This window comes from Sphingobium sp. LSP13-1-1.1 (assembly GCF_040676415.1).
In the GTDB taxonomy this organism is placed as follows: Bacteria; Pseudomonadota; Alphaproteobacteria; order Sphingomonadales; family Sphingomonadaceae; genus Sphingobium.
On record NZ_JBEGHU010000001.1, the window covers coordinates 540764 to 562002 of the forward strand.

The 21239-nt window shown below is 62.6% G+C and carries 20 protein-coding genes; 4 read left to right on the forward strand and 16 right to left on the reverse strand.

What is annotated here, in order from left to right; genetic code table 11:
• Window positions 1–87: 87 nt before the first annotated feature.
• The 9 genes from MRBLSP13_RS02275 to MRBLSP13_RS02315 all read right to left on the reverse strand — a co-directional run bounded on the left by MRBLSP13_RS02275 (window position 88) and on the right by MRBLSP13_RS02315 (window position 8527).
• The gene (locus MRBLSP13_RS02275) at window positions 88–462 is read right to left on the reverse strand and encodes a hypothetical protein (RefSeq protein ID WP_363752424.1); all 375 of its coding nucleotides are present in this window, start codon (window positions 460–462) and stop codon (window positions 88–90) included.
• A gap of 70 nt (window positions 463–532) precedes the next feature.
• Window positions 533–2188 (reverse strand): thiamine pyrophosphate-binding protein, encoded by a 1656-nt coding sequence (locus tag MRBLSP13_RS02280; protein ID WP_363752426.1) that lies wholly within the window; start codon window positions 2186–2188, stop codon window positions 533–535.
• A 64-nt stretch (window positions 2189–2252) separates the two neighbouring features.
• Window positions 2253–3290, reverse strand: a complete 1038-nt coding sequence (dmpG, locus tag MRBLSP13_RS02285; protein ID WP_133651455.1) for a 4-hydroxy-2-oxovalerate aldolase — start codon at window positions 3288–3290, stop codon at window positions 2253–2255.
• A gap of 3 nt (window positions 3291–3293) precedes the next feature.
• Window positions 3294–4265: an acetaldehyde dehydrogenase (acetylating) gene (locus MRBLSP13_RS02290; RefSeq protein ID WP_363736892.1), complete on the reverse strand. Its 972-nt coding sequence runs from the start codon at window positions 4263–4265 to the stop codon at window positions 3294–3296.
• 10 nt (window positions 4266–4275) lie between these two features.
• Window positions 4276–5058, reverse strand: coding sequence for a fumarylacetoacetate hydrolase family protein (locus tag MRBLSP13_RS02295; RefSeq protein ID WP_363752429.1), 783 nt, complete (start codon window positions 5056–5058; stop codon window positions 4276–4278).
• Window positions 5055–5564, reverse strand: coding sequence for a flavin reductase family protein (locus tag MRBLSP13_RS02300; protein ID WP_363736476.1), 510 nt, complete (start codon window positions 5562–5564; stop codon window positions 5055–5057). The genes MRBLSP13_RS02295 and MRBLSP13_RS02300 overlap by 4 nt, the downstream gene beginning before the upstream one ends.
• 47 nt (window positions 5565–5611) lie before the next feature.
• Window positions 5612–6811, reverse strand: coding sequence for a formaldehyde dehydrogenase, glutathione-independent (gene fdhA / locus MRBLSP13_RS02305; protein ID WP_363736478.1), 1200 nt, complete (start codon window positions 6809–6811; stop codon window positions 5612–5614).
• Window positions 6812–6969: 158 nt separating this feature from the next.
• On the reverse strand, window positions 6970–8199 hold the full coding sequence (locus MRBLSP13_RS02310; RefSeq protein WP_363736480.1) for an NAD(P)/FAD-dependent oxidoreductase: 1230 nt from the start codon (window positions 8197–8199) through the stop codon (window positions 6970–6972).
• A 1-nt stretch (window position 8200) separates the two neighbouring features.
• The gene (locus MRBLSP13_RS02315; RefSeq protein ID WP_363736482.1) at window positions 8201–8527 is read right to left on the reverse strand and encodes a 2Fe-2S iron-sulfur cluster-binding protein; all 327 of its coding nucleotides are present in this window, start codon (window positions 8525–8527) and stop codon (window positions 8201–8203) included.
• A gap of 242 nt (window positions 8528–8769) precedes the next feature.
• Here MRBLSP13_RS02315 and MRBLSP13_RS02320 point away from each other — a divergent pair, with 242 nt between their 5' ends.
• On the forward strand, window positions 8770–10224 hold the full coding sequence (locus MRBLSP13_RS02320; protein ID WP_363752432.1) for an NAD-dependent succinate-semialdehyde dehydrogenase: 1455 nt from the start codon (window positions 8770–8772) through the stop codon (window positions 10222–10224).
• Window positions 10225–10411: 187 nt separating this feature from the next.
• On the opposite strand, the gene MRBLSP13_RS02325 is transcribed toward MRBLSP13_RS02320, so the two are convergent.
• Complete coding sequence (locus tag MRBLSP13_RS02325; protein ID WP_363752435.1) at window positions 10412–10897, reverse strand: nuclear transport factor 2 family protein; 486 nt, start codon at window positions 10895–10897, stop codon at window positions 10412–10414.
• Window positions 10898–11028: 131 nt separating this feature from the next.
• On the opposite strand from MRBLSP13_RS02325, the gene MRBLSP13_RS02330 reads away from it, so the two are divergent.
• On the forward strand, window positions 11029–13428 hold the full coding sequence (locus tag MRBLSP13_RS02330; RefSeq protein WP_363752438.1) for a membrane-bound PQQ-dependent dehydrogenase, glucose/quinate/shikimate family: 2400 nt from the start codon (window positions 11029–11031) through the stop codon (window positions 13426–13428).
• Between the two features lie 73 nt (window positions 13429–13501).
• Here the strand turns inward: MRBLSP13_RS02330 and MRBLSP13_RS02335 are convergent, their stop codons facing one another.
• Both MRBLSP13_RS02335 and MRBLSP13_RS02340 read right to left on the reverse strand, forming a co-directional pair.
• Window positions 13502–14749: a cytochrome P450 gene (locus tag MRBLSP13_RS02335; RefSeq protein WP_363752441.1), complete on the reverse strand. Its 1248-nt coding sequence runs from the start codon at window positions 14747–14749 to the stop codon at window positions 13502–13504.
• A gap of 76 nt (window positions 14750–14825) precedes the next feature.
• Window positions 14826–15716 carry a hypothetical protein gene (locus MRBLSP13_RS02340; protein WP_363752444.1) on the reverse strand — a complete coding sequence of 297 codons (891 nt, stop codon included), beginning with the start codon at window positions 15714–15716 and terminating at the stop codon, window positions 14826–14828.
• Between the two features lie 196 nt (window positions 15717–15912).
• Here MRBLSP13_RS02340 and MRBLSP13_RS02345 point away from each other — a divergent pair, with 196 nt between their 5' ends.
• On the forward strand, window positions 15913–16446 hold the full coding sequence (locus MRBLSP13_RS02345; protein ID WP_133651465.1) for a nuclear transport factor 2 family protein: 534 nt from the start codon (window positions 15913–15915) through the stop codon (window positions 16444–16446).
• 68 nt (window positions 16447–16514) lie between these two features.
• The gene (locus tag MRBLSP13_RS02350) at window positions 16515–17072 is read left to right on the forward strand and encodes a VOC family protein (RefSeq protein WP_363752448.1); all 558 of its coding nucleotides are present in this window, start codon (window positions 16515–16517) and stop codon (window positions 17070–17072) included.
• A gap of 48 nt (window positions 17073–17120) precedes the next feature.
• Here MRBLSP13_RS02350 and MRBLSP13_RS02355 read toward each other — a convergent pair whose 3' ends face one another.
• From MRBLSP13_RS02355 to MRBLSP13_RS02370, 4 genes are all read right to left on the reverse strand, one after another.
• Window positions 17121–18341: a cytochrome P450 gene (locus MRBLSP13_RS02355; protein WP_363752450.1), complete on the reverse strand. Its 1221-nt coding sequence runs from the start codon at window positions 18339–18341 to the stop codon at window positions 17121–17123.
• A 67-nt stretch (window positions 18342–18408) separates the two neighbouring features.
• Window positions 18409–19590: an NADH:flavin oxidoreductase gene (locus tag MRBLSP13_RS02360; RefSeq protein ID WP_363736492.1), complete on the reverse strand. Its 1182-nt coding sequence runs from the start codon at window positions 19588–19590 to the stop codon at window positions 18409–18411.
• A 67-nt stretch (window positions 19591–19657) separates the two neighbouring features.
• On the reverse strand, window positions 19658–19993 hold the full coding sequence (locus MRBLSP13_RS02365; protein WP_363736494.1) for an EthD domain-containing protein: 336 nt from the start codon (window positions 19991–19993) through the stop codon (window positions 19658–19660).
• Window positions 19994–20102: 109 nt separating this feature from the next.
• Window positions 20103–21026: an SDR family NAD(P)-dependent oxidoreductase gene (locus MRBLSP13_RS02370; RefSeq protein WP_363736496.1), complete on the reverse strand. Its 924-nt coding sequence runs from the start codon at window positions 21024–21026 to the stop codon at window positions 20103–20105.
• Window positions 21027–21239: the final 213 nt, after the last annotated feature.

Below are 21239 nucleotides of genomic sequence, written 5' to 3' on the forward strand. Positions count from 1 at the left end.
GATCCTAAAATCACGGAAAACAAGAAATGCAGAACAGCGATCTGATCCAAAATCCGATCGCTGTTCTGCTCGTTGGAGAGGGGCGGATCAGGTGGCCGGCCCGCCCGTAGCGAGCCATTGCAAGGCCGCCTCCTCATTATCGAAATATTCGAAGCGGTCGTCCTTCAGGAAACGGCGGTTCTGCATCTTGAGCAGGGTGGAGCTCATGACCATGGCCGTTCGCCCCAGAAACACGTGATCCTCCTTCTGCGCCAGACGGGCCAGGGCATCGGCGACCTCAGGCGTGCGCACTTCGCATAGGGAACCGTCCATCAGGCAATCATGGTGAGCGCCGACAATGGACCGAACGTGCTTCACGTCCCGGGCAAATTGATCGACGACCTCAAGCGTCCAGAAACCATAAGACGAAAGACGGACAATATTCAGCTCAGGGTCAAAATCTATGCTGTAAAAGCCTTCCAATATCCTCATAGCATCCGATCACTTCTGCGTCGCACCATGGCGGTGACCTTACCTCTGCCTGAATGCAGGCCTAATCACCGAACGGCAAGCTGATAATGATCGCGTTTGGCCCTTCTTTCGCCGAACGCCATGCCGCCTCCAATGCTTCGCGCGCGTCCTGCGGAGCCACCGGCCCGGTGCATGGCAGGCCAAAGCCGCGGATCAGGTCGGCCAGGGAACCGCCGGTTTCGCGAAAGTCCATGCCGGCATAGCTGGGCGCGTTGCGTCCCCCACCCGGCTTTGCGCGTTCCGCATAAGCCCGGGAAAAATAGCGGGTCGACCCATAGCCGCCATTATCCAGGATCACGAATGTAATCGGCAATCTTTCCGCCACGGCGGTCCAGAGGCCGTGGAGACCAAAGCGTAACGCGCCGTCCCCCAGCACGCAGGTAACCGGCCCGCCCGAACCCAGCGCAGCCCCCACGGCCGCGCCGGTTCCCCAGCCCAGCGAACCCCCCGTCGCCCCGATATATCGTCCGCCATCGCCCGATCGCAGCGCTCCCAGAAGGGCAACCGATCCCATGACGGCTTCGTCGACCACCCAGCCGTGATCCAGCGCGTCGTGAAGCGCGCCAAGTGCGGTTCCATAGGATGCCAATGTCTCGGCAAAGGGATTACCGGGCGGCAATCGGGCCGCCTTCGCCTCGTCGATGAAGGCGCGCCTCTGCCGCATCAGCGCATCATCGGCATCGGGCACCGCCTGGAGCAGAGCGGCCAGCAAGGCCGAAGGATCGCAGGCGCAGGACCAGTGGGCGACCCTTGTTTCCTCCAGCTTGGCATGGTCGGCATTGACGTGGGCGACGAATTCGGCCGCTGGGAAATAGGGGTTTGGTCGCGGATGCCCCTCCGGAATGAAACGTCCCCCGACCACCAGCACGAAATCCGCCTGCGCCTCTGCGACGCTGCCGTAGAGTCCGGTCATTCCTCCCAGGAAATTCGGATGGCCGGGCGATATGGCGAGCCTGTCGTTGAAGCCCGGCTCCGCCGCGACCGCGATTTGATGGCGCTCGGCAAGCGCGGCCAGCGCATCCGCACCGCCATGGCGCCGCACCTGGCCGCCCGCGACGATCAGGGGCCGGCGAGCCTTTGCCAGCTTCTCTGCAAGCAGGCTTATGTCAGGCGCGCCTGACGGCAGGCGGACCGTCCGGGGGACAGAAACGACGGGTCCATCAGCCTCCAGCACATCTTCCGGCAGGGAGACGAATGCCGGCCCTGTCGGTACGCCTCTTGCCGCACGACTGGCGGCCGCCAGATGATGATAGACCGGCATGCCCGGCGCGAGTTCGCGGGCATGGCGGCAGAAGGGCGCGACCAGGGGAACAAGATCCCCCTCACCGATCGTGCCTTCACGCGTGCGGGCCCAGGCCGCCTGCTGGGACGCCAGCACCAGAATGGGACTTTCGTCGCGCCAGGCATTGTACAGATTGGCAAGAGCATTGGCCGTGCCGGGCACCATGTAGATATAGGCCGCCCCGGCCCCGGTCACCCGCGTATAGCCGTCAGCCGCCGCGATCGTCACTGATTCATGGATCGTCGGAACCACTTTGACGGGAGAATCCGCCAGTTCCTGCAAAAGCGATACGAGCGAACTTCCCGGAAGACCGAAAATGTGACGGAATCCGCTCTCTTTCAGGAAACGGACAACCTCACGGGCTCCCAGTTCCTTCCTCTCCTGCTCCAGACCCACACTTCCTCTCCCGGGGATTTTTTCGTCTTGCAGGTGGGCGGGACTCTCCCCGCCCCGCCCTGGATCAGGCCTTTTCCTTTAGCATGTCCAGCGCAACGTCGACGATCATGTCCTCCTGTCCACCCACCATCTTGCGACGGCCGAGTTCGACCAGGATCGTGCGGGTGTCCAGGCCATAGGTTTCGGCCGCCTTTTCCGCGTGGCGCAGGAAGCTGGAATAGACCCCTGCATAGCCCAGCGCGAGCGTTTCGCGATCGACGCGTACTGGCCGGTCCTGCAAGGGACGAACCAGATCTTCCGCCGCATCCATGAGTGCGTTGACGTCACAGCCATGGTTCCAGCCCTTGCGGTCAGCCGCGGCGACGAACACTTCGAGCGGCGCATTGCCAGCGCCCGCACCCATGCCGGTCAGCGACGCGTCGATGCGGACCGCCCCGCATTGCGCGGCCACGATCGAATTGGCCACGCCCAACGAGAGATTGTGATGGGCGTGGATGCCGCGCTGGGTTTCGGGCTTCAATACCCGGTCATAGGCCTCCAGCCGCGCCTTGACGCCATCCATGTCGAGCGCGCCGCCGCTGTCGGTGACGTAGACGCACTGGGCGCCATAGCTTTCCATCAGTACTGCCTGCGCCGCCAGCTTTTCCGGATCGATCATGTGGCTCATCATCAGGAAGCCCGAGACGTCCATGCCCAGATCGCGCGCGATGCCGATATGCTGCTTGCTGACGTCGGCCTCCGTGCAATGGGTGGCGACCCGCACCGATCGCACGCCGATGTCATAGGCGCGGCGCAGTTCGTCCACCGTGCCGACGCCGGGGAGGATCAGGGTGGTGAGGACGGACCTGTTCAGCACCGACGCGACGGCCTCCAGCCACTCCCAGTCAGTATGCGCGCCAAAGCCATAGTTGAAGCTGGCGCCATTCAGGCCATCGCCATGGGCGACCTCGATCGCGTCCACGCCGGCATCGTCAAGCGCCTTGGCAATCGCCTTGACATGATCGATGCCGTACATATGCCTGATCGCGTGCATGCCATCGCGAAGGGTGACGTCCTGAATGTACAGCTTCTCGCCCGCTTCGACGTTGAATTTCGCGCTCATCTCTTAATTCTCCGTCTCGGCGAGCGACCCGGTGGCCGCCGCCTTCTTGCCTTCAGCAATGCGCTGCGCCAGCAGCTCGCCGGTCGCCTTAGCGGCGGCGGTCATGATGTCGAGATTGCCCGAATAGCTGGGAAGATAATCACCTGCTCCTTCGACCTCGAGCAGGATCATCGTCTTGATGCCGGTGAACTCGCCGCGCCCCGGGATCTTGAGCTTGTTGTTGTCGCCAAAGCGCTCGAACTGCACCTCCTGCTTGAGGCGATAGCCGGGCACATAGGCCTGGACCTTCTTGACCATGGCCTCGACAGAGGCGCGGATGGTTTCCTCGTCGGCACCCTCGGACAGAGTGAAGACGGTGTCGCGCATGATCATCGGCGGTTCGGCCGGATTGAGGATGATGATCGCCTTGCCCTGGGCAGCGCCGCCGACCTTCTCGATCGCACCCGCGGTCGTGCGGGTGAACTCGTCGATATTGGCGCGCGTGCCGGGGCCCGCCGAACGCGAGGATACGGACGCCACGATCTCGGCATAGTGGACGGTCGCGACCTGGCTGACGGCGGCCACCATCGGGATGGTCGCCTGTCCGCCGCAGGTCACCATGTTCACATTGCCCGCGTCGAGATTGGCTTCGCCATTGACTGTCGGGATGGTGTAGGGACCGATGGCAGCCGGGGTGAGGTCCACCACCTGCTTGCCGTCGGCGCGCAGGGCCGCATCATGGACCTTGTGCGCATAGGCCGAAGTCGCGTCGAAGACGATCCCGATCTCGGGATAGACGTCCATCGCCTTGAGGCCTTCCAGCCCTTCATGAGTGGTCGCAACGCCGCGCTCGCGGGCCATGGCGAGGCCTTCCGACGCCTCGTCAATGCCGACCACGACCGCCAGCTCCATATTCTGCGGATATTTGATCATCTTCATCATCAGGTCGGTGCCGATATTGCCCGATCCGATAATGGCCGCCTTGACCTTGCCCATCATGTTTCCTTCAGATGAAATTGGCTGTGCACGTGCCGATGCCGTGCAACGTCATTTCGAAACGATCGCCCTTCGCCGCCGGCTCCAGCGGCACAACGGATCCCGACAGGATCACGTCGCCCGCCTCCAGCGTCACGCCATAGGCGCCCAGCGTATTGGCGAGCCAGGCCACCGCCATGGCCGGATCGCCCTGCACGGCATGGCCATAGCCTTCCGAAAGCGGCGCACCATTCTTGGTCACGGTGACGTGGAGGTTGGGCAGATCATGGGCGCGCGGGTCAGCTCGCGCCTCGCCCAGCACGAAGACGCCGCAACTGGCATTGTCCGCCACCGTGTCGACGATGCTGATCTTCCAGTCCTTGATGCGGCTGTCGACGATCTCGAAACACGGTGCTATCGCCTCCGTCGCGGCGATCACGTCGGCAGGGGTGACGCCGGGGCCGTTCAGCCTGTCCTTCAGTATGAAGGCGATTTCCGCTTCCGCGCGCGGGGCTATCAACGCCTTGGCGTCGACATCGATATCCCCCTCCACATGCATCCAGTCCGTCAGGAAGCCGAAGTCAGGCTGGTGCACGCCCAGCATATCCTGCACCGCCTTCGATGTAACACCGATCTTCTTGCCCACGACACGCTCGCCATCGGCCGTACGACGCTGCAGAAATCCCAGGCTGATCGCATAGGCATCGTCAATCGTCAGTGATGCCTGCTGCTCGACAAGAGGGCTGATCGTATGCCGTCCGCGAAGCGCGTCATAGAGGGCGTCGCTGAACGCAGCGTTGTTGGTTGAGGTCATTGATATTTTCCGTTGCAGTAGATCAGAGGGTCCACGCCCTCCCCAATCCGGACATGACGCACTTCGCCGATGACGATGATGTGCGACCCATATTCGACCAGCTTCCCTACGTCGCATTCGATCGACGCGATCGCTTCCGCCATCACGGGCACGCCCCGCTCCGAAAGTTGCCAGCCCCCGTCGCGAAAACGCTCTGCCCGCAAGCTGGAACTGCCGAAGGCATTGGACACATTCTGATGCCGGCGGTCGAGGAGATTCACCGAAAATGGCTTGTCCTGGTGCAGCATCGGCGTCAGCGACGCCGACCGGTTGAGGCAGACCAGCAATGACGGCGGTTCCATCGACAGGGACGTCACCGATGTCGCGCTGAGGCCGAACCACTCCCCGTCGCTTTCGCACGCCACGATCGATACTGCCGAGGCCAGTCGCCGCATCGATTGGCGAAAAAGATCGCCAATCGCATCGACGGCCGCGACGGAGGCATCGACATCGATTACCCTGTTCATTCACATGCCTCCGGCAAACGCCTAACCATAAGCCGTCAAGGTCGCCTTCAGGCGGCCTTCGGCACCATTCCATTGGGATCGATCACGAACTTTTTGGCCGCGCCATGGTCAAATACTTCATAGCCGCGCGGTGCTTCATCCAGACCGATCACTTCGACATTGACGATGTCGGCAATGGGCAGGCGGTCCCACAGGATCGCCTGCATGAGCTGGCGATTATATTTCACCACCGGCGTCTGCCCGGTGAAGAAGGCGTGGCTCTTCGCCCAGCCCAGCCCGAAGCGGATCGACAGGCTGCCGATCTTGGCCGCTTCGTCGACGCCGCCCGGATCACCAGTGACATAAAGGCCGGGAATGCCGATCCGTCCCGACGCGCGGGTCACCTGCATCAGCGCGTTCAACACCGTGGCGGGCGCCTCATGACCGGAATCGGCGCCATGCCCCCTTGCCTCGAACCCGACCGCGTCGATGGCACAATCCACTTCAGGAACGCCCAGGATCTGCGCAATCTGTTCGCCCAGATCGGCATGTTCGGAAAGGTCGACCGTCTGGAAGCCCATGGCGCGGGCATGCTTCAGGCGCTCCTTGTTCATGTCGCCCACGATGGTGCAGGCGGCGCCAAGGAGATTGCAGGACGCCGCAGCCGCCATCCCGACCGGCCCCGCTCCCGCGACATAGACGGTGGAACCCGGACCAACGCCCGCATTGACGGCGCCGTGGAACCCGGTCGGCAGGATATCAGACAGGCAGGTCAGGTCGCGTATCTTCTCAAGCGCCTGGTCACGATCGGGAAATTTCAGCAGGTTGAAGTCGGCGTAAGGCACCATGACATAATTGGCCTGCCCGCCGATCCATCCGCCCATGTCGACATAGCCATAAGCCGCGCCGGCGCGATCCGGATTGGTGTTCAGGCAGACACCCGTCGCCTGTTCCTTGCATGTGCGGCAACGGCCGCATGCCACGTTGAACGGGACGGAGACGATGTCGCCCTTTTTGAGGAACTCGACACCGCTGCCGACTTCTGCGACTTCCCCGGTGATTTCATGCCCCAGGACCAGCCCGGTCGGCGCCGTCGTACGTCCGCGCACCATGTGCTGATCGGATCCGCAGATGTTGGTGGACACGACCTTCAGGATGACGCCGTGATCGATCTTGCGTCCCTGCGGCGTTTCCATTCTGGGATCGCCGATATCCATCACTTCCACATTGTTCGGTCCGAGATAAACGACACCACGATTGCCCGCCATGACTTCGCTCCTGCTCTTTTTTATTACCAATTGGGACAGGCTCTCGCCCTCGCTGAGGCCGGCTGGCCGGCCGGCGCTGATTGAGGGAGGGCGCCGATCGCCATCATCTTAATCCTGCCGGGGCTGCGACATACGTCCCACCGGACTATGCCCGTGCTTCAGGTTGTGGCGACCTTCGACGCGATCAGATCCCGCGGGTTGAAGGCCGGATCAGCTAGCATCGCCGCACTCACACGATGGTCGACCGCCAGCAGCTTTCGACCGAGCACATGATCGCTCACAGCATTGACGGATTCGATCGCGACGACGCGCTCGTCGCGCAGGTAGAAAACGGAGAATTTTCCGTCTTCCAGCGACCCGCGCACAACCTCCTGCTGCGCATCCTGGGAAAAGCCGACCATCTGCAATTTCATGTCGAACTGATCCGACCAGAACCAGGGCACGGACAAGTTGGGCATGGTCCTGCCGGCGATGGCCGCGCCGGCAGCCTTGCCAAGGTCGGTCGCATTCTGCACCGATTCCAGGCGCATGTCGCGCCCCGCGAACAGGTTCATGCCGAATGCGCAGTCGCCCGCCGCGAACATCGCGGCATTGGCCGTCCGACCGCAGCTGTCGACATGGATCCCCTGCCCGCTGGCGAGGCCAAGCGGCTCTGCCAGCCCCGTATTGGGCACCGCGCCCACCGCCATCACGACGAGATCTGCAGCATGGACCACATCATGGCTGTCCCGCACTCCCGTGACCTTGCCCTGGTCCCCTTCGATCCGCTCCACGCCTGTCGCGGTCAATATGCGGACGCCTTCAGCCGCGAACCTGCGCTCGACGAAATTCGAGATCACGGGCCCGGTCACCCGCGCCATCACCCGTGGCAACCCTTCCAGTACCGTCACGGGCTTTCCCGCCTTGGCGAGCGACGCGGCGAGCTCCAGCCCGATGAAACCGCCGCCGATGATCACGACCGACGACGTCTGCTCCAGCTTCTCGCGAATATGGTTGGCGTCAGCGAGCGAGCGCAGCGTCACGACACCGTCCAGATCGGCTCCGGCCAGCGGTATGCGGCGCGCCTGCGTTCCTGTGGCGAAGGCCAGCTTGTCGAACCCGAACGTCCCCTTGGTCGTGACGACACGGCCTTCCGGCTCGACATGCTCGGCACGCGCGCCGAAGACGACGTCCACCTGATTGTCGCGATAAAAGACCTCTCCGCGCAGCGGCAGGCTTTCGGCGTCGACCGCGCCGGTCAGATATCCCTTCGAAAGCGGCGGCCGGTGGTAGGGCAGAAACGCCTCTTCGGTCAGCATTGTGATCGCGCCGTCGAAGCCATGCTGCCGCGCCGATGCCGCGATGTTCAGCCCGGCATAGGAGCCGCCGACAATAAGCAGCCCGCTCATGTCAGAACTGACGTTCCGGAACCTCGACGCTCAGCCCTTCCAGTTCATCGGTCACGATGATCTGGCAGGACAGGCGACTGTTTCCGGTCCTTTCGCAGGCGGTGTTCTCCAGCAGATCGTTCTCGACGTCATCCATGGCCGGCAGCCGGTCGATCCACTGCGGATCGACATAGACATGGCAGGTCGCGCAGGAAAGCGTGCCGCCGCAATCCGCATCGATGCCCGGAACACCGTTGATCGTCGCGGCCAGCATCAGCGAGCGCCCAGCAGCGACGTCCACCTCCCGCACGTCCCCCTGATGGCTCTTGAACGTCACTTTTGGCATCATGATCTTCCTGTACTAAACCCACCGGACCATCCGGCGCACGCCCCATTATCCTTCAGGCCCAACCTGGCCGGCGGGTACTTCGATGACAGAACCCGCCAAAGGCCGCTGACTGCCTTTCCCCGGCTCTAGCCGCAGGGACCGTGGAGAACATGGTCCAACCGGACGATGGATAAGCGAGGGTTCCCCGGAATAGGGCAAAGCTGACGCCTCGCTCCATCCGACTCCCGCAGAAGGACCGCCTCATGGCCATTTACAATTTAAAGCGCCCGCAATTGCTGGAAGAACGCTGCCTGATCGGAGGGCAATGGATGGACAGCGAGGCAAAGATCGCCGTGCGCAATCCCGCGACCGGGGAGGTGATTGCGAACGTGCCGCGTTTTGGCCATGCCGAAACCACGCGCGCCATAGAGGCCGCCGCACAGGCCATGCCCGCCTGGGCAGCCCGAACCGCCAAGGACCGTGCCGCGATCCTGCGCCGCTGGTTCGACCTCATCATCGCCAATACCGAAGACCTTGCGGCGATCATGACTGCCGAACAGGGCAAACCGATGGCGGAGGCGCGCGGCGAGGTGGTCTATGCGGCCAGCTTCATCGAATGGTTCGCGGAAGAAGGAAAGCGCGCCTATGGCGACGTGATCCCCGCGCATGACAAGGGGATGCGCCTGCTGGTCGTCAAGCAGCCGATCGGCGTGACGGCTGCGATCACGCCGTGGAACTTCCCAGCAGCCATGATCACGCGCAAGGCGGGACCGGCCCTCGCGGCGGGATGCCCGATGATCATCAAGCCGGCCAGCGCCACGCCGCTGACCGCCTTTGCGCTCTGCCGTCTGGCGGAGGAAGCAGGGATTCCCCCCGGCATCCTGTCCTGCATCACCGGCAATGCCGGGGAAATCAGCGACACATTCTGTTCGAACCCCCTGGTGCGGAAGATCAGCTTTACCGGGTCGACAGAAATCGGTCGCGACCTCATGGCCAACGCAGCGCAGCATATCACCAAGCTCAGCCTGGAACTGGGCGGCAATGCCCCCTTCATCGTGTTCGACGATGCCGATCTGGATGCCGCGGTTGCCGGCGCGATGCAGTCCAAGTTCCGCAACGCGGGCCAGACCTGCGTGTGCGCCAACCGGCTCTACGTGCAGGACGGCATCCACGACGCCTTTGTCGAGCGGCTGGCCAAGGCGGTGGGCGGCCTCAGGATGGGCAACGGGTTTGACGAGGGGGTCACGATCGGCCCCCTCATCAACGAGGGCGCCGTGGCGAAGATCGAAAGCCATATCGGCGACGCACTCGCGAAAGGGGCCACTCTGGTAGCGGGGGGAGGCCGGTCTGACCTTGGCGGCAGCTTCTTCGAACCCACGATCATGACGGGTATGACCAGCGACATGCTGGTGGCGAAGGACGAGACTTTCGCGCCATTGGCTCCGGTTTTCCGGTTCCGCGACGAAGCGGAGGTCGTGCGCATGGCGAACGACACCTGTTTCGGCCTGGCCGCCTATTTCTTTGCCCGCGATCTGGGCAAGGTGTGGCGCGTGGCAGAGGCGCTCGAATATGGCATCGTCGGCGTGAACACGGGCCTTATTTCGACCGAAGTCGCCCCTTTTGGCGGTGTCAAGGAAAGCGGGCTGGGCCGTGAAGGGTCGAAATATGGGATCGAGGATTATCTGGAGATCAAATATATCTGCATGGGCGGCATCTGAAACCCGATCTCGGGGGGAATGGCGGGGCGATGCGGTCGCCTGCCTAAGACGGATCGACATTCAGATGATGACGAGCCGAAAATGGTGATTTTTCGTGACCCGGCGCGCAGCGTACTTCCGGTACGTGAGCACCGGAAGCACGGAAAGTCGCCATTTGCAGGCCGTCAGGGCTGAATGTCGATCCGTCTTAAATCCATTCGATCAACAGGCGGCTGAGCCTCAGATGGGCGATCCGCCATTCCCCCTCCGCCACACGCCGATAGCGTTCATGATAATGCCCATAACCGCGCAGCTGCCGCACCGGACTGCCCTGCGGCATCAGGATGACGTCCCGCATCGGCCATATTCCCTCTGCCTCGTTATCTGACAGAATATCGATCTCGCCCATATGCCCATGATGGACGGTGATCGTTCCCACAAGCGCGCTCGACATCGCTTGCAGGATCGCCGGTCGCCCTTCGATGAGCCCAGCTTGCGGGTCCACCGCCAATCCTGCATGCGCCAGCGCCGCCATTTCCGATCGCATGTCCATGACGGCGTCATCGACAAAAACGTCGATCATGGCTTCCCAATCCCGCTGGTCCATATTCCTGAAATAGCGCGCCTTCAGCATCCGGATCGCTTCGGCATGCGCCAGGTTTCTTTCCGTCATCGGGACAGTGGTGGACATCATCGTCTCCTCTCCTTGTCGACCGTCAGCGGTGCCCGAACTTGCGGATGGCGCGACGTCCCAATGGACGATGTGATGCGGGCTCCCGTCATCCCACAGACCCAATTGGCGGTGTCGCCAACAGGAGAGAGACGATGTCGGAAAAGCCGGCGCCCCATCACCGCATCCCCAACCGGCCCTATGCGTCAGCCACGATCCTGCTTCTGACAGGGTTGTTCTTCCTCATCGGGGGACTGAGGCTGCTGCAACTGGGCGGATCGCCTTATTATGCGGTGTCGAGCCTTCCGCTGCTGGCCAGTGCAGTGATGCTGTTCCGCCGACGGCCCTCCGGCTATCTGCTCTATGCGGTTTTTCTCGCCGGAACGGCGATATGGGCTTGGGCAGAAGCGGGCCCTGCCTTCTGGCCGCTATTCGCTCGGTTGGGTGCACCCCTTTTCCTTGCCGCCGGCATGGCGCTGCCATGGCTGTGGCGCCGGTTCGGCGCGCGCCGGCTTGCTGTTGGAACCGTTCTGGTCCTGCTGCTTGGCGCCATGACCTGGACCGTCACGATGCGCCTGCCCAATCCGGACGACGGCTCGATGCCGCCTGTCGCACAGGCGGCATCGGACTGGGCGACCTATGGCGGCGATCTCGGCGCAAGCCGCTTTTCGACGCTCGGGCAGATCGACGGCGCCAATGTGGGCAGGCTGGAGCGGGCCTGGGTCTATCGAACAGGCGACCTGCCCGGCCCCAATGATGCGCAGACCGCCTGGACCTTTGAAACGACGCCGCTGCAGGTCGGCAACCGCCTGTTCCTGTGCACCGCGCATACGCAGGTTCACGCCATCGATGCGACGACCGGCCGGCGATTGTGGATGTACGACCCCAAGGTCAGCTATGGCTGGTCTCCGCTGAAGGCATGCCGTGGCGTCGCCTATTATGCCACCGCCGACAATCAAGCGGGCAGCGGCGAATGCCGGCAGCGCATCTTCTCCCCGGTCGTCGACGGCGGCCTGCAGGCGCTGGACGCCGTGAGCGGACGTCCCTGTTCCGGCTTTGGTGAGGGGGGACGCGTCGATCTCAAAAAAGGCCTCGGCCGCGTTCGTCCGGGCTATTATTTCACCACCTCTGCGCCACTGGTCGTCGGCGACAAGGTGATCGTCGGCGCCAACGTCATGGACGGGGCAGAGGTGGGCGAACCATCCGGCGTGATCAGGGCGTTCGATGCCGTCAGCGGAAAGCTCGCCTGGGCATGGGATCTGGGCGCTGGCGATCGCGCTGCAATCAATGGCGCGGATCCCCAGGCGGGCGATTATGCGCGCGGCACGCCCAATTCCTGGGCGCCACTGACGGCGGATGCGCAAAACAACCTGCTGTTCGTGCCCCTGGGCAATCCCACGCCGGACTTTTTCGGCGGAGGACGCAAGCCGGTGATGGAACAGTTCGGCAGCGCCCTGGTGGCGCTGGATACGCGGACCGGCCAGTTGCGCTGGAGGTTCCAGACCATTCACCACGATCTGTGGGATCAGGATCTGCCCGCACAACCCAGCCTGGTCGATTTCCCGATGGGCAGCGCCACTGTCCCGGCGCTCGTCCAACCGACGAAAAGGGGGGAATTGTTCGTGCTGGACCGTTTGACGGGCAAGCCGCTGACCCGCGTCGAGGAACGTCCAGCACCCGGCGGCGCCGTACCGGGAGATTTCACGGCGCCGACGCAGCCCTATTCCGTGGGCATGCCAAGCCTTGTCGGGCCACGACTGACCGAAGCGTCGGCATGGGGGATGACGCCGATCGACCAGCTCGTCTGCCGGATCAAATATCGCCAGCTACGCTATGAAGGCCCGCTCACGCCGCCATCGACGCAGGGAACCATATCCTATCCCGGAAGTGCCGGCGTAGTCAGTTGGGGCGGCGTCACCATCGACCGGCAACGCGGCATTCTTATCGTGAACACCAGCCACACGCCATTCAAGACGACCCTCATTCCCCGCGCCAAGGCGAACGCCATGGGCCTTAGCCGAGCACCCAATTCGACCGGAGCTGGCCAGGCCAGCCGTGGATCGCCGGAAACGAAGAGCGGCGCGGAGGCCGGGCTGCCGCAAGTAGGGACTCCCTATGCCGCGCAGGCCGTTCCCTTCCTGTCCCCCCTGTTCGTCCCCTGCATCCAGCCGCCATGGGGCCGGATCAGCGCGATTGACCTCAAGACCCGCAAGATCCTCTGGCAGCATCCCTTCGGGACATCCAGCGATACCGGGCCACTCGGCATGAAAGTGGGACTTCCGCTTCCGATCGGCGTGTTCAATACCGGCGGATCGGTTGCGCTCTCCAGCGGGATCTTCTTCATCGCCGCCGCGCAGGACCGTTACCTGAGGGCCTATGAAAGCGCGACCGGCCGCGAGCTATGGCGCAGCCGCCTTCCGGCCGGCGGACAGGCTACCCCGATGACCTATTATTCGCCCGCCAGCAAAAGGCAGTATGTGGTGGTCGCGGCCGGGGGACATGCCGGCATGGGAACCCAGGTGGGCGACTATGTCATCGCCTATCGCCTCCCCTGATCCCTGAAAAAATGGGGCGGACCACTCAGGCCCGCCCCCTTTCCTTGCAGAACGCCGAAGGCTGCCCCAAAACTTAAGTCACGCGGACGCGGAGGCTGTCATAACCCCGCACAAATGCGTCGCGAAGCCTTGGTTCCTCGGCGAGTTCAAGCACCGGCAATCTCGTCATGATACCACGGAACATGATGCGCGCTTCCGTGCGCGCGAGCTGGTTGCCGAGACAGAAATGCGGCCCGCCGGCAAAGGCCAGATGGCGGTTCGGATTGCGCTGAATATCAAAGCTGTCGGGCTTGTCGAACAGGGAGGGATCCCGATTGGCGGCGAGCAGCGACAGCAGGACAGGCGTGCCCGCCTGAACCGGAACGCCACCCAGTTCGACATCAACGACCGGCTCGCGCGGAAGCGACCATTGGGCGGGGCTGCAATAACGCAGCATTTCCTCGACCGCGGCGTCGGTCAGTTCGGGCCGGTCGCGCAGCAGCGCATATTGGTCGGGATGCCGCAGCAATTCGTACATGCCATTGGCGATCAGATTGCCTGTCGTTTCATGGCCCGCCTCTATCAGCATCTGCAACGTGCCCAGCAGTTCGACCTCGCTCAGCCGATCGCCCTCGCTTTCGGCGCGGATCAGGAGGGAAACCAGGTCATCCCCCATGTTCGCGCGCCTTTGCCGGACAAGGTCACGAAAATAGAGGAAAAAATTGCGATGCGCATCCTCGACCGCCTTCATCGTGGCGGGGCACGGTTCATGCGTCCGGGCGGCGGCGACGATATCCGCGGTCCATTTGCCCCACAGACCGTGATCTTCCAGCGGAACGCCCATCAGTTCGCAGATCACCCGCTCCGGCAGGAGAAAGGCCAGTTCGCGCAGAAAGTCGAACTCTCTCCTGCCGCTTACATTGGCTATCAGTTCGTCGGTAATCGACTGGATGCGTTCCGCCCATTTCCGTATCTGGGTCGGCTTGAACGCGACTTCCAATATCTGGCGCAGCCGCTTGTGGTCGGGCCCGTCCGCGTTGATCAACATCGCGGTCGATGCTTCCCAGGCCAGTTTCAGCGTCTCGTCCCGCGCGTTGCCTGCCCCATGGGCCAGGGCTTCGGCCACCGCCTGCCTGTGGCGGCTGAAGCACTGGTCGCGATATCCGGTCAGGACATCCTCGAAGCGGGTCGCCACGCGTATGCCATTGGCCTCCGACACCGGGTCGATCTCCCGAAGTTCGGCATAGAGGCTGTCGGGCCGGCCGAAGCCGACCTGGTCGCTCATCGCGCGCTGCAAATCCCGACGCAGGGCCGCTACCCTGCTCTCTCCGTCGTCCGCCATCTTGCTTGATCCTTCAGACCTGCTGCGACTGAACGGTAGGGCACGGCTGCCCACGTCCTGCCCGGTTTCGTCCTTTTCAGCGCTTGATCTTCAGTCCGTCGGGCGACTCCGCCATGTGGCGACGATTGCCCATATTGGCCCTGAACGCGTCCTCCAGCGCCTTCTGGGCCGGCGGCAGGTTATGGGCCTGTTCGGCCGTGAAACGGTTGGTGATCGCCGTGTAGCAGGCGATGCCGATGCTGTCGGGCTCGACGAAGGGACAGTCGAGTATCGTACTCGCCTGCGCCAGATGGCTGTCTAGGCTTTCGACTGCGACCATGGGATCGGCAATATGGTAGACGGCGGAAAACTCATAACGGGGCACGGCATCGATCAACTGGATATCGGCCGCCTTGTAGAGGTCTCCGGCGATAAATCCCGTAAGCCGCAAGGTCCGCGGCAGATAGTCCTCACGATACCATTTTATGAACTCGCCTTCCTTGCCCTTCTTCACATTCATGCGGATGAGCAGGACGTCGCCATTGCGCGAGTCATAGGATTCGACCGCTGTCTTTCCCGATAGCGCGGGGACATAATAGAAGTCTTCCGCCTTGTCGATGCGCTGCGCCGAGGTTATCGGCATGCGATCGCTGAAGCATTGCTCGATATGATCGTCGATATTCTGTTGCGTGTCGTTCAGTTCATAGATGCACAGCCAGCGTTGTTCAGGCCCGAAGTGCCGGGCATTATAGCGGAGCTGATAGGGCGAGAGTTTCCACCGTTGCACCGCCACGCTGCCCTGCAGGCGCATCGTGTCATGGCAGTGGATATTGGTGTACCAGTCGTTGAATTCATCCTCCTGACCTTCGAAAGCTTCCGTCATGACGATGAAGATGGACGAAAGCGCCTGGCGCGGAGGAGGCGCGGCTGGGCCTTGATCCAGCACCGCGGAAGCGCCCGCTTTTCCGGCCTTTACACTGTCGGTCATGGCTCTCTCCAATTTCCGGCGCCTCTGCCGGCGTCCGTTTAAAATCAGCGCGCAGATCGCGACAAAAGATCGCATTTCCGGCCGTCGAGCGACACAGCAGCATGCGTTTCGCGCCGGCACCACGTTCGATCGGACGATGCCGATGCGGCATTGGTGCATCATGCGGGTCAGATCGCGATAAAAATGGGAGAGCGAAATGGACCCCAAAGTGCAGCGCCTCGTCGATCATTTCGAGATTCGCGAGGTTATCGAGGCCTATGTCCATGCCTGCGACCGATGCGATCGCGACGCGGTGGAGGATGTCTATCATCCCGACAGTTGGGACGATCATGGTCCGATGAAGATGACCGGCCCCCAGTTCGCCGACGCGGTCACGGACTCGCTGAGTTCGGTCTGGAAGAATGCGACCCATCTGCTCGGCCAGTCCCGGATCAGGGTGGACGGCGACAGGGCGGGTGCGGAAACGACCTTCTTCGCTTCGCTGACCCGTGACGCCGACGGAACGGAAATGCTCGACATGATGGTCGGCCGCTATGTCGATGTCATGGAAAGACGCGACGGCGTCTGGGCGATCAAGGATCGGCGCTGCGTTTCCGAATGGTCCTCCAGCGCCCCCATCGGCGAGGATTTCCTGCGGGGCGATCTCTTCATCCAGGGTTCCCGCTCGGTCAAGGATCCCGCCTATGAAGTACTGAATCTGGTCGCGGGCCGTGCCCGGATCGAGCGATAGAAGGCGGGACCGCCGGACAGGATGACGCCCTCCCGGCAGAAGCCGGGACATGCACGGGAAGTCATGGCATGAGCATATATATCGACGCCAAACCCTATCATGTCGCCTATGTCGTTCCCGACATCGACGCGGCCGTGGACAGGCTGCTGGCATCGGGGATCGGCCCTGCGCATTTCATCCGCGGTACAGAAATGGCGGCGCGTTTCCGGGGGGAATTGATCCGCATCCATGTTTCGGCCGCCTTCGTCGTCATTGCCGGACAATTGACGGAACTGGTGAGCCAGGACGACGACAGGCGCTCGACCTTCACCGAGTTCCTTGACCGCCACCCCTCGGGCGGCCTGCACCATGTGGCTTATTTCAGCAATGATTTCGAAGCCACGGTCGGGGACGCGGCGGCACGCGGCCTGCACCTGAAGCCGCACATGGAATATGTCGATGAAGCCGGAAACGCCTTCGAATCCTATTATGAGCCGCAGGAAAATCCAGACGCTGTTCTTTTGCAGCTCGCGCTGCCCAGCCCGCTCGACCCGGTCTATCGCGCGATCGTCGACATTGCGGACCATTGGGATGGTTCCGATCCCCGCCGCGATTTCTGGGCCTTGGTCAACGAACCCGCCGCCTGACGCCCCGGATGACTCCAAAGGGGTCAGGCGGCCCTCCAGGGCGGCCCTTCAGCCGAGACGGGGCCACACCAGCTTCAGTTTCCGCATGGAATTGACCATCCCGCGCTCCAATATCGCACATTCATCGGCGGCGACGTCGAATTCCGGAATCCGCTGAAGCCATTCCTCGATGAAGATGCGCATTTCAAGCCGGGCGAGCATGGCGCCGATGCAACGATGCTTGCCCTGCCCGAAGGTTGCGTGGCGGACATCCTTGCGGTTGAAATCGACGATGTCCGGATTGTCAAAGCGCCGCTCATCCTGGCCATGGAACATGGTCTGGATCAGGATCCGATCATCCTTCCGGAACAGGATGCCATCATGTTCGATATCGCGGGTGACCACGCGCGCGGTTCCGGTCGCCCCGTAAAAGCGCATCAGTTCGTCGATCGCCCGCGGTATGAGGGCATGATCTTCCCTGAGTTGCCGGCGATGGTCGGGATGCGTGGCAAGGAAGCGCGCGATGACGCCCATGGTCGCCATCACGGTATCCAACCCGCCCAGCAACACGTTCAGGATCATGCTGTGCCGTTCCTCATGGGTCATTCCCCGGTCAAACACCTGCCCGCGCATAATCATGGAAATGACGTCCTCACGCGCACCGTCCGCCCGCTCGGCCATCAACGCCTCGATATAGGCGGACATCTGGCCATAGCCCCAGATGCGTTCCTCCAGCGTCCGTGGGTGGACCGAGGCATCCGCCCACCTCATGAGATCCGCCTTGTCGGATTTGGGCAGATCGGCAAGCTGCATGAAGATCTCGATGGGCAGGATGGCGGAAAATTCGCCGACGAATTCGCACTCGCCCCTGTCGACGAACCCTTCGATCAGCTCGATCGCCAGGGCGCGGATATCCCGTTCCAGTTGCATGATCCGGGCGGGCGTGAATGCAGGCTGCAGGACGTTGCGATAGGCCGAATGCGCAGGCCCATCGGTTTCCAGCGGAATATTGATGAACGGCTTCGCGCCGGCCGGCAGCACGACGTCCTGCATGGAAAACAGTTCTCCATCGCGCTGGCACATGTCAATCTCACGCGCGCGGGTGACGACCCAATGGCCCCCATTTTTGGGCGTCCAGAAGATATCGGGCGCCTCCCGGTGGAGGCGGCGGACGATATCGATCTGATAATCGCTCGTAACCTCGCGGGGCGCTTCATACAGGTCATATTCGTAAACGCGATCGGCTGGCACATGATCGGGCCGAACGGGCTGCACTGTCTCTTCTGCCATGGTCATCCTCCAATATCCTGTCCGTGCGTGCTTCCCTGTCGGCGAGACGGCCGGATTTTGAACCGCATCAGTGCAATCTCGCCAGGGCGTCCGCGGAATAATTGCCCAGCTTGTCCCACCGCCGGTCGCGCAGATCGCGGGTCCAGTCCGGATTGGTGATCATAGCTCGCCCGACAGCGACAAGGTCACATTCACCCCGCCCAAGCATGCCCACGACATGCCGGATGCTGCGCGGGCAACGGCCATGCAATTGCCGCTCGGCCGGCCTGTCACCCACTTCCTTGCTCGGCAGCGGATCATGATCCAGCGAGATCGAGCCGACGGTCACGGTGGGCTTGCCGGTGATCCGCCTGGTCCACCCGGCCACATTCAGCGGGCTGCCATCGAATTCGGGTTCCCATACGCGGCGGGTCGAACAGTCGAATATGTCAACGCCCGCCTCCGACAATGGAGTCAGGAAGTCTTCCAGTTCAGCGGGCGTCTGGCACAGCTTCGCCCAATAATCTTGCTGTTTCCATTGGGACCAGCGAAAGAAGACGGGGTAATCCTCGCCGACGGCCTCACGCACTGCCCGTATGACCTCGGTTGCAAAGCGGGTGCGATCGACCAGGCTGCCGCCATAAGCATCCTGGCGCCGGTTCATCTTGTCCCAAAAGAACTGGTCGATCAGATAACCGTGGGCGCCATGCAGTTGCACACCATCGAAACCCAGGGCCCTGGCGTAGCGCGCGCTGCGGGCGAAACCATCAATGGCTGCGTCGATATCCTTGACGGACGCCGGCTCGGCCACCTGCCTGACCGCCGGCTTGTCGCCAAAGGATTCAAAGGGCAGATACAGGCCCGACGGACTGAGCGGCGCCAGATCGGGATTGGGCGACGCTCCGACTTCGCGGACGGTGCCGCAATGCACCAGTTGAGGGATGATCCGTCCTCCTGCCCCATGTACCGCCTCCACGATGCGGCCATAGGATTCCAGCGCATCCTCGCCATGCAGACGCGCGTAACCCGGATGCGCCTGCGAAACGGGATGTTCGACGGAGGCCACTTCAGTGATCAGCAGGCCCGTGCCAGCGGCGGCGCGGCGGCGGAAATAATCGACATAGGCTTCGCTCGGCACGCCATCGTCATTGAAATGGCGTCCCATGGCGGGCATGACGATGCGGTTGTTCAGCCTGAGCCCACGGATTTCAAAGGGATCGAACAAGGGACTGAGTTCCATGTCCGGCTCATCCAATCCATGCGCAGCCATCGCCGTCCACTTTCCTTCTTCTGTCGCTCCCCGAAGAGCGATGCCCCAGACCGGCCCTGTTCCGCCATCAGTCCGCGATCGGCCCGCCTCGTTCCTCGACCACGCGGACGAGCGTTCGAGAGCGGTCGAACAGCTTTTCCTCATCTTCCGCGATCAGGTCGCCGCCGGGGGGCTGACTGGCAAGCGCCATCGCCTTGTCGAAGGCCGCCTGATCGGCAAACCAGATTTCCGTCACCACGTCGAAGCCGCCCACGGACTCAGGAAGAAAGTTGCGCCGGTAATCGACAATCCCGGGCATGATGCTGAGGACCAGCGGCACGTGACGAGTTTCGTAATGGGCAATGAAGGCTGCCCGCGACATGCCTTCCCTGGCCTTCAGAAATGCCATCATCTTTACCGGCATCAACGTCTCCCGTTCGCCTTTTTGTCTTCGGAACTGGTTAGAGTTGGGGACGCCTTGCTGCATGGTCCGTAGAGACTAAGGCAGGTGACGCGGAGGCGCCGTTCCTGGATCAGATGACGCGCAGAGTCTGGCCGTCGATCGCTGCCGCCTGGGGGAGAAACAGCATCAGGGCGGCATTCGCCACGCGCGCCGCGGCCTCTTCCGACACTGCATGTCCGCCATCGACGATCAGGGCATTGCTCCTAATGCCGTTGCCCGCCGGCCGCCGCGCGATCGTCACGGGGTCCGAATACATGATATCCACGATAGCGCCTGATCGCCCACTGGCGGCGATTTGCGACGCGCCGTTCCACCGGACAGTCGCATCCTTTTCTGTAGCGACATTCACCACATGATCCAGCCGCCCCATCAGATCGATCGCGCGGGACGGTGCATCTTGCGCAGGACCGGAGATCGCGATCGCCTGTCCGCCGACAGAAAGAAGCTCTTCAACCAGGCGTTCGCGGGCGGATTCGGAGTCCCCGCTTACGACCACGCGTGCGCCGGCAAGCGCCAAAAGGCGCGCGCAGGCATGACCGATCGATGTGCCGCCAGTCGCGACCAGTGCCACACGCCCGGCCAGCGGCAACAGCAAGGGAGCGCCCGGCGCCTGGTCCTCGACAATGCCGCCGAGGTCGGGTTCACCCCAGAAGGCGCGCATTTCGTTGATCTTGCCCGCATCGTCGAACCGGAAACTGTCGAAGATCCGAACGACGTGGAGGTCGGCTCCAGTGCCGATGCAGGCGACGAAGGAGAAGGCGATGGCCGATTGCGCGACACGACAATCACCGGAATAATGGAGATAGGATGGCTGGTCCTTATATTGCTCGTAGAAGGCGCGTATGGCCGACCTGCCGCGCACGACCGTGCTGCCGACCGGGTCCTCCAGGGTCGCATCTTCCGCATAGAGCAATGCCACGCTGTCCAGATCGCGCGCGTTGAAGGCGCGGACATAATCGCGAATGAACCGATCGATATCACCTGGCAGCGCCATGTCCGTTCCCAGCCATCCTATCCTCTGGCGACACAGACTATCCCTGACCCGACATCATCCCTTCGTCCGGGCAGACTAGAGCGGGTTTCGATCAGCGATCGGTTCCGATCGCTGGAAATCGCTCTAGAGGGCAGCTCTGCTTCACAAGCCGCTACGGGCTATGTCCCATAAGGGAAGATCTCCGCCCGAAACCATGCCGGGCGGAGATCCAAT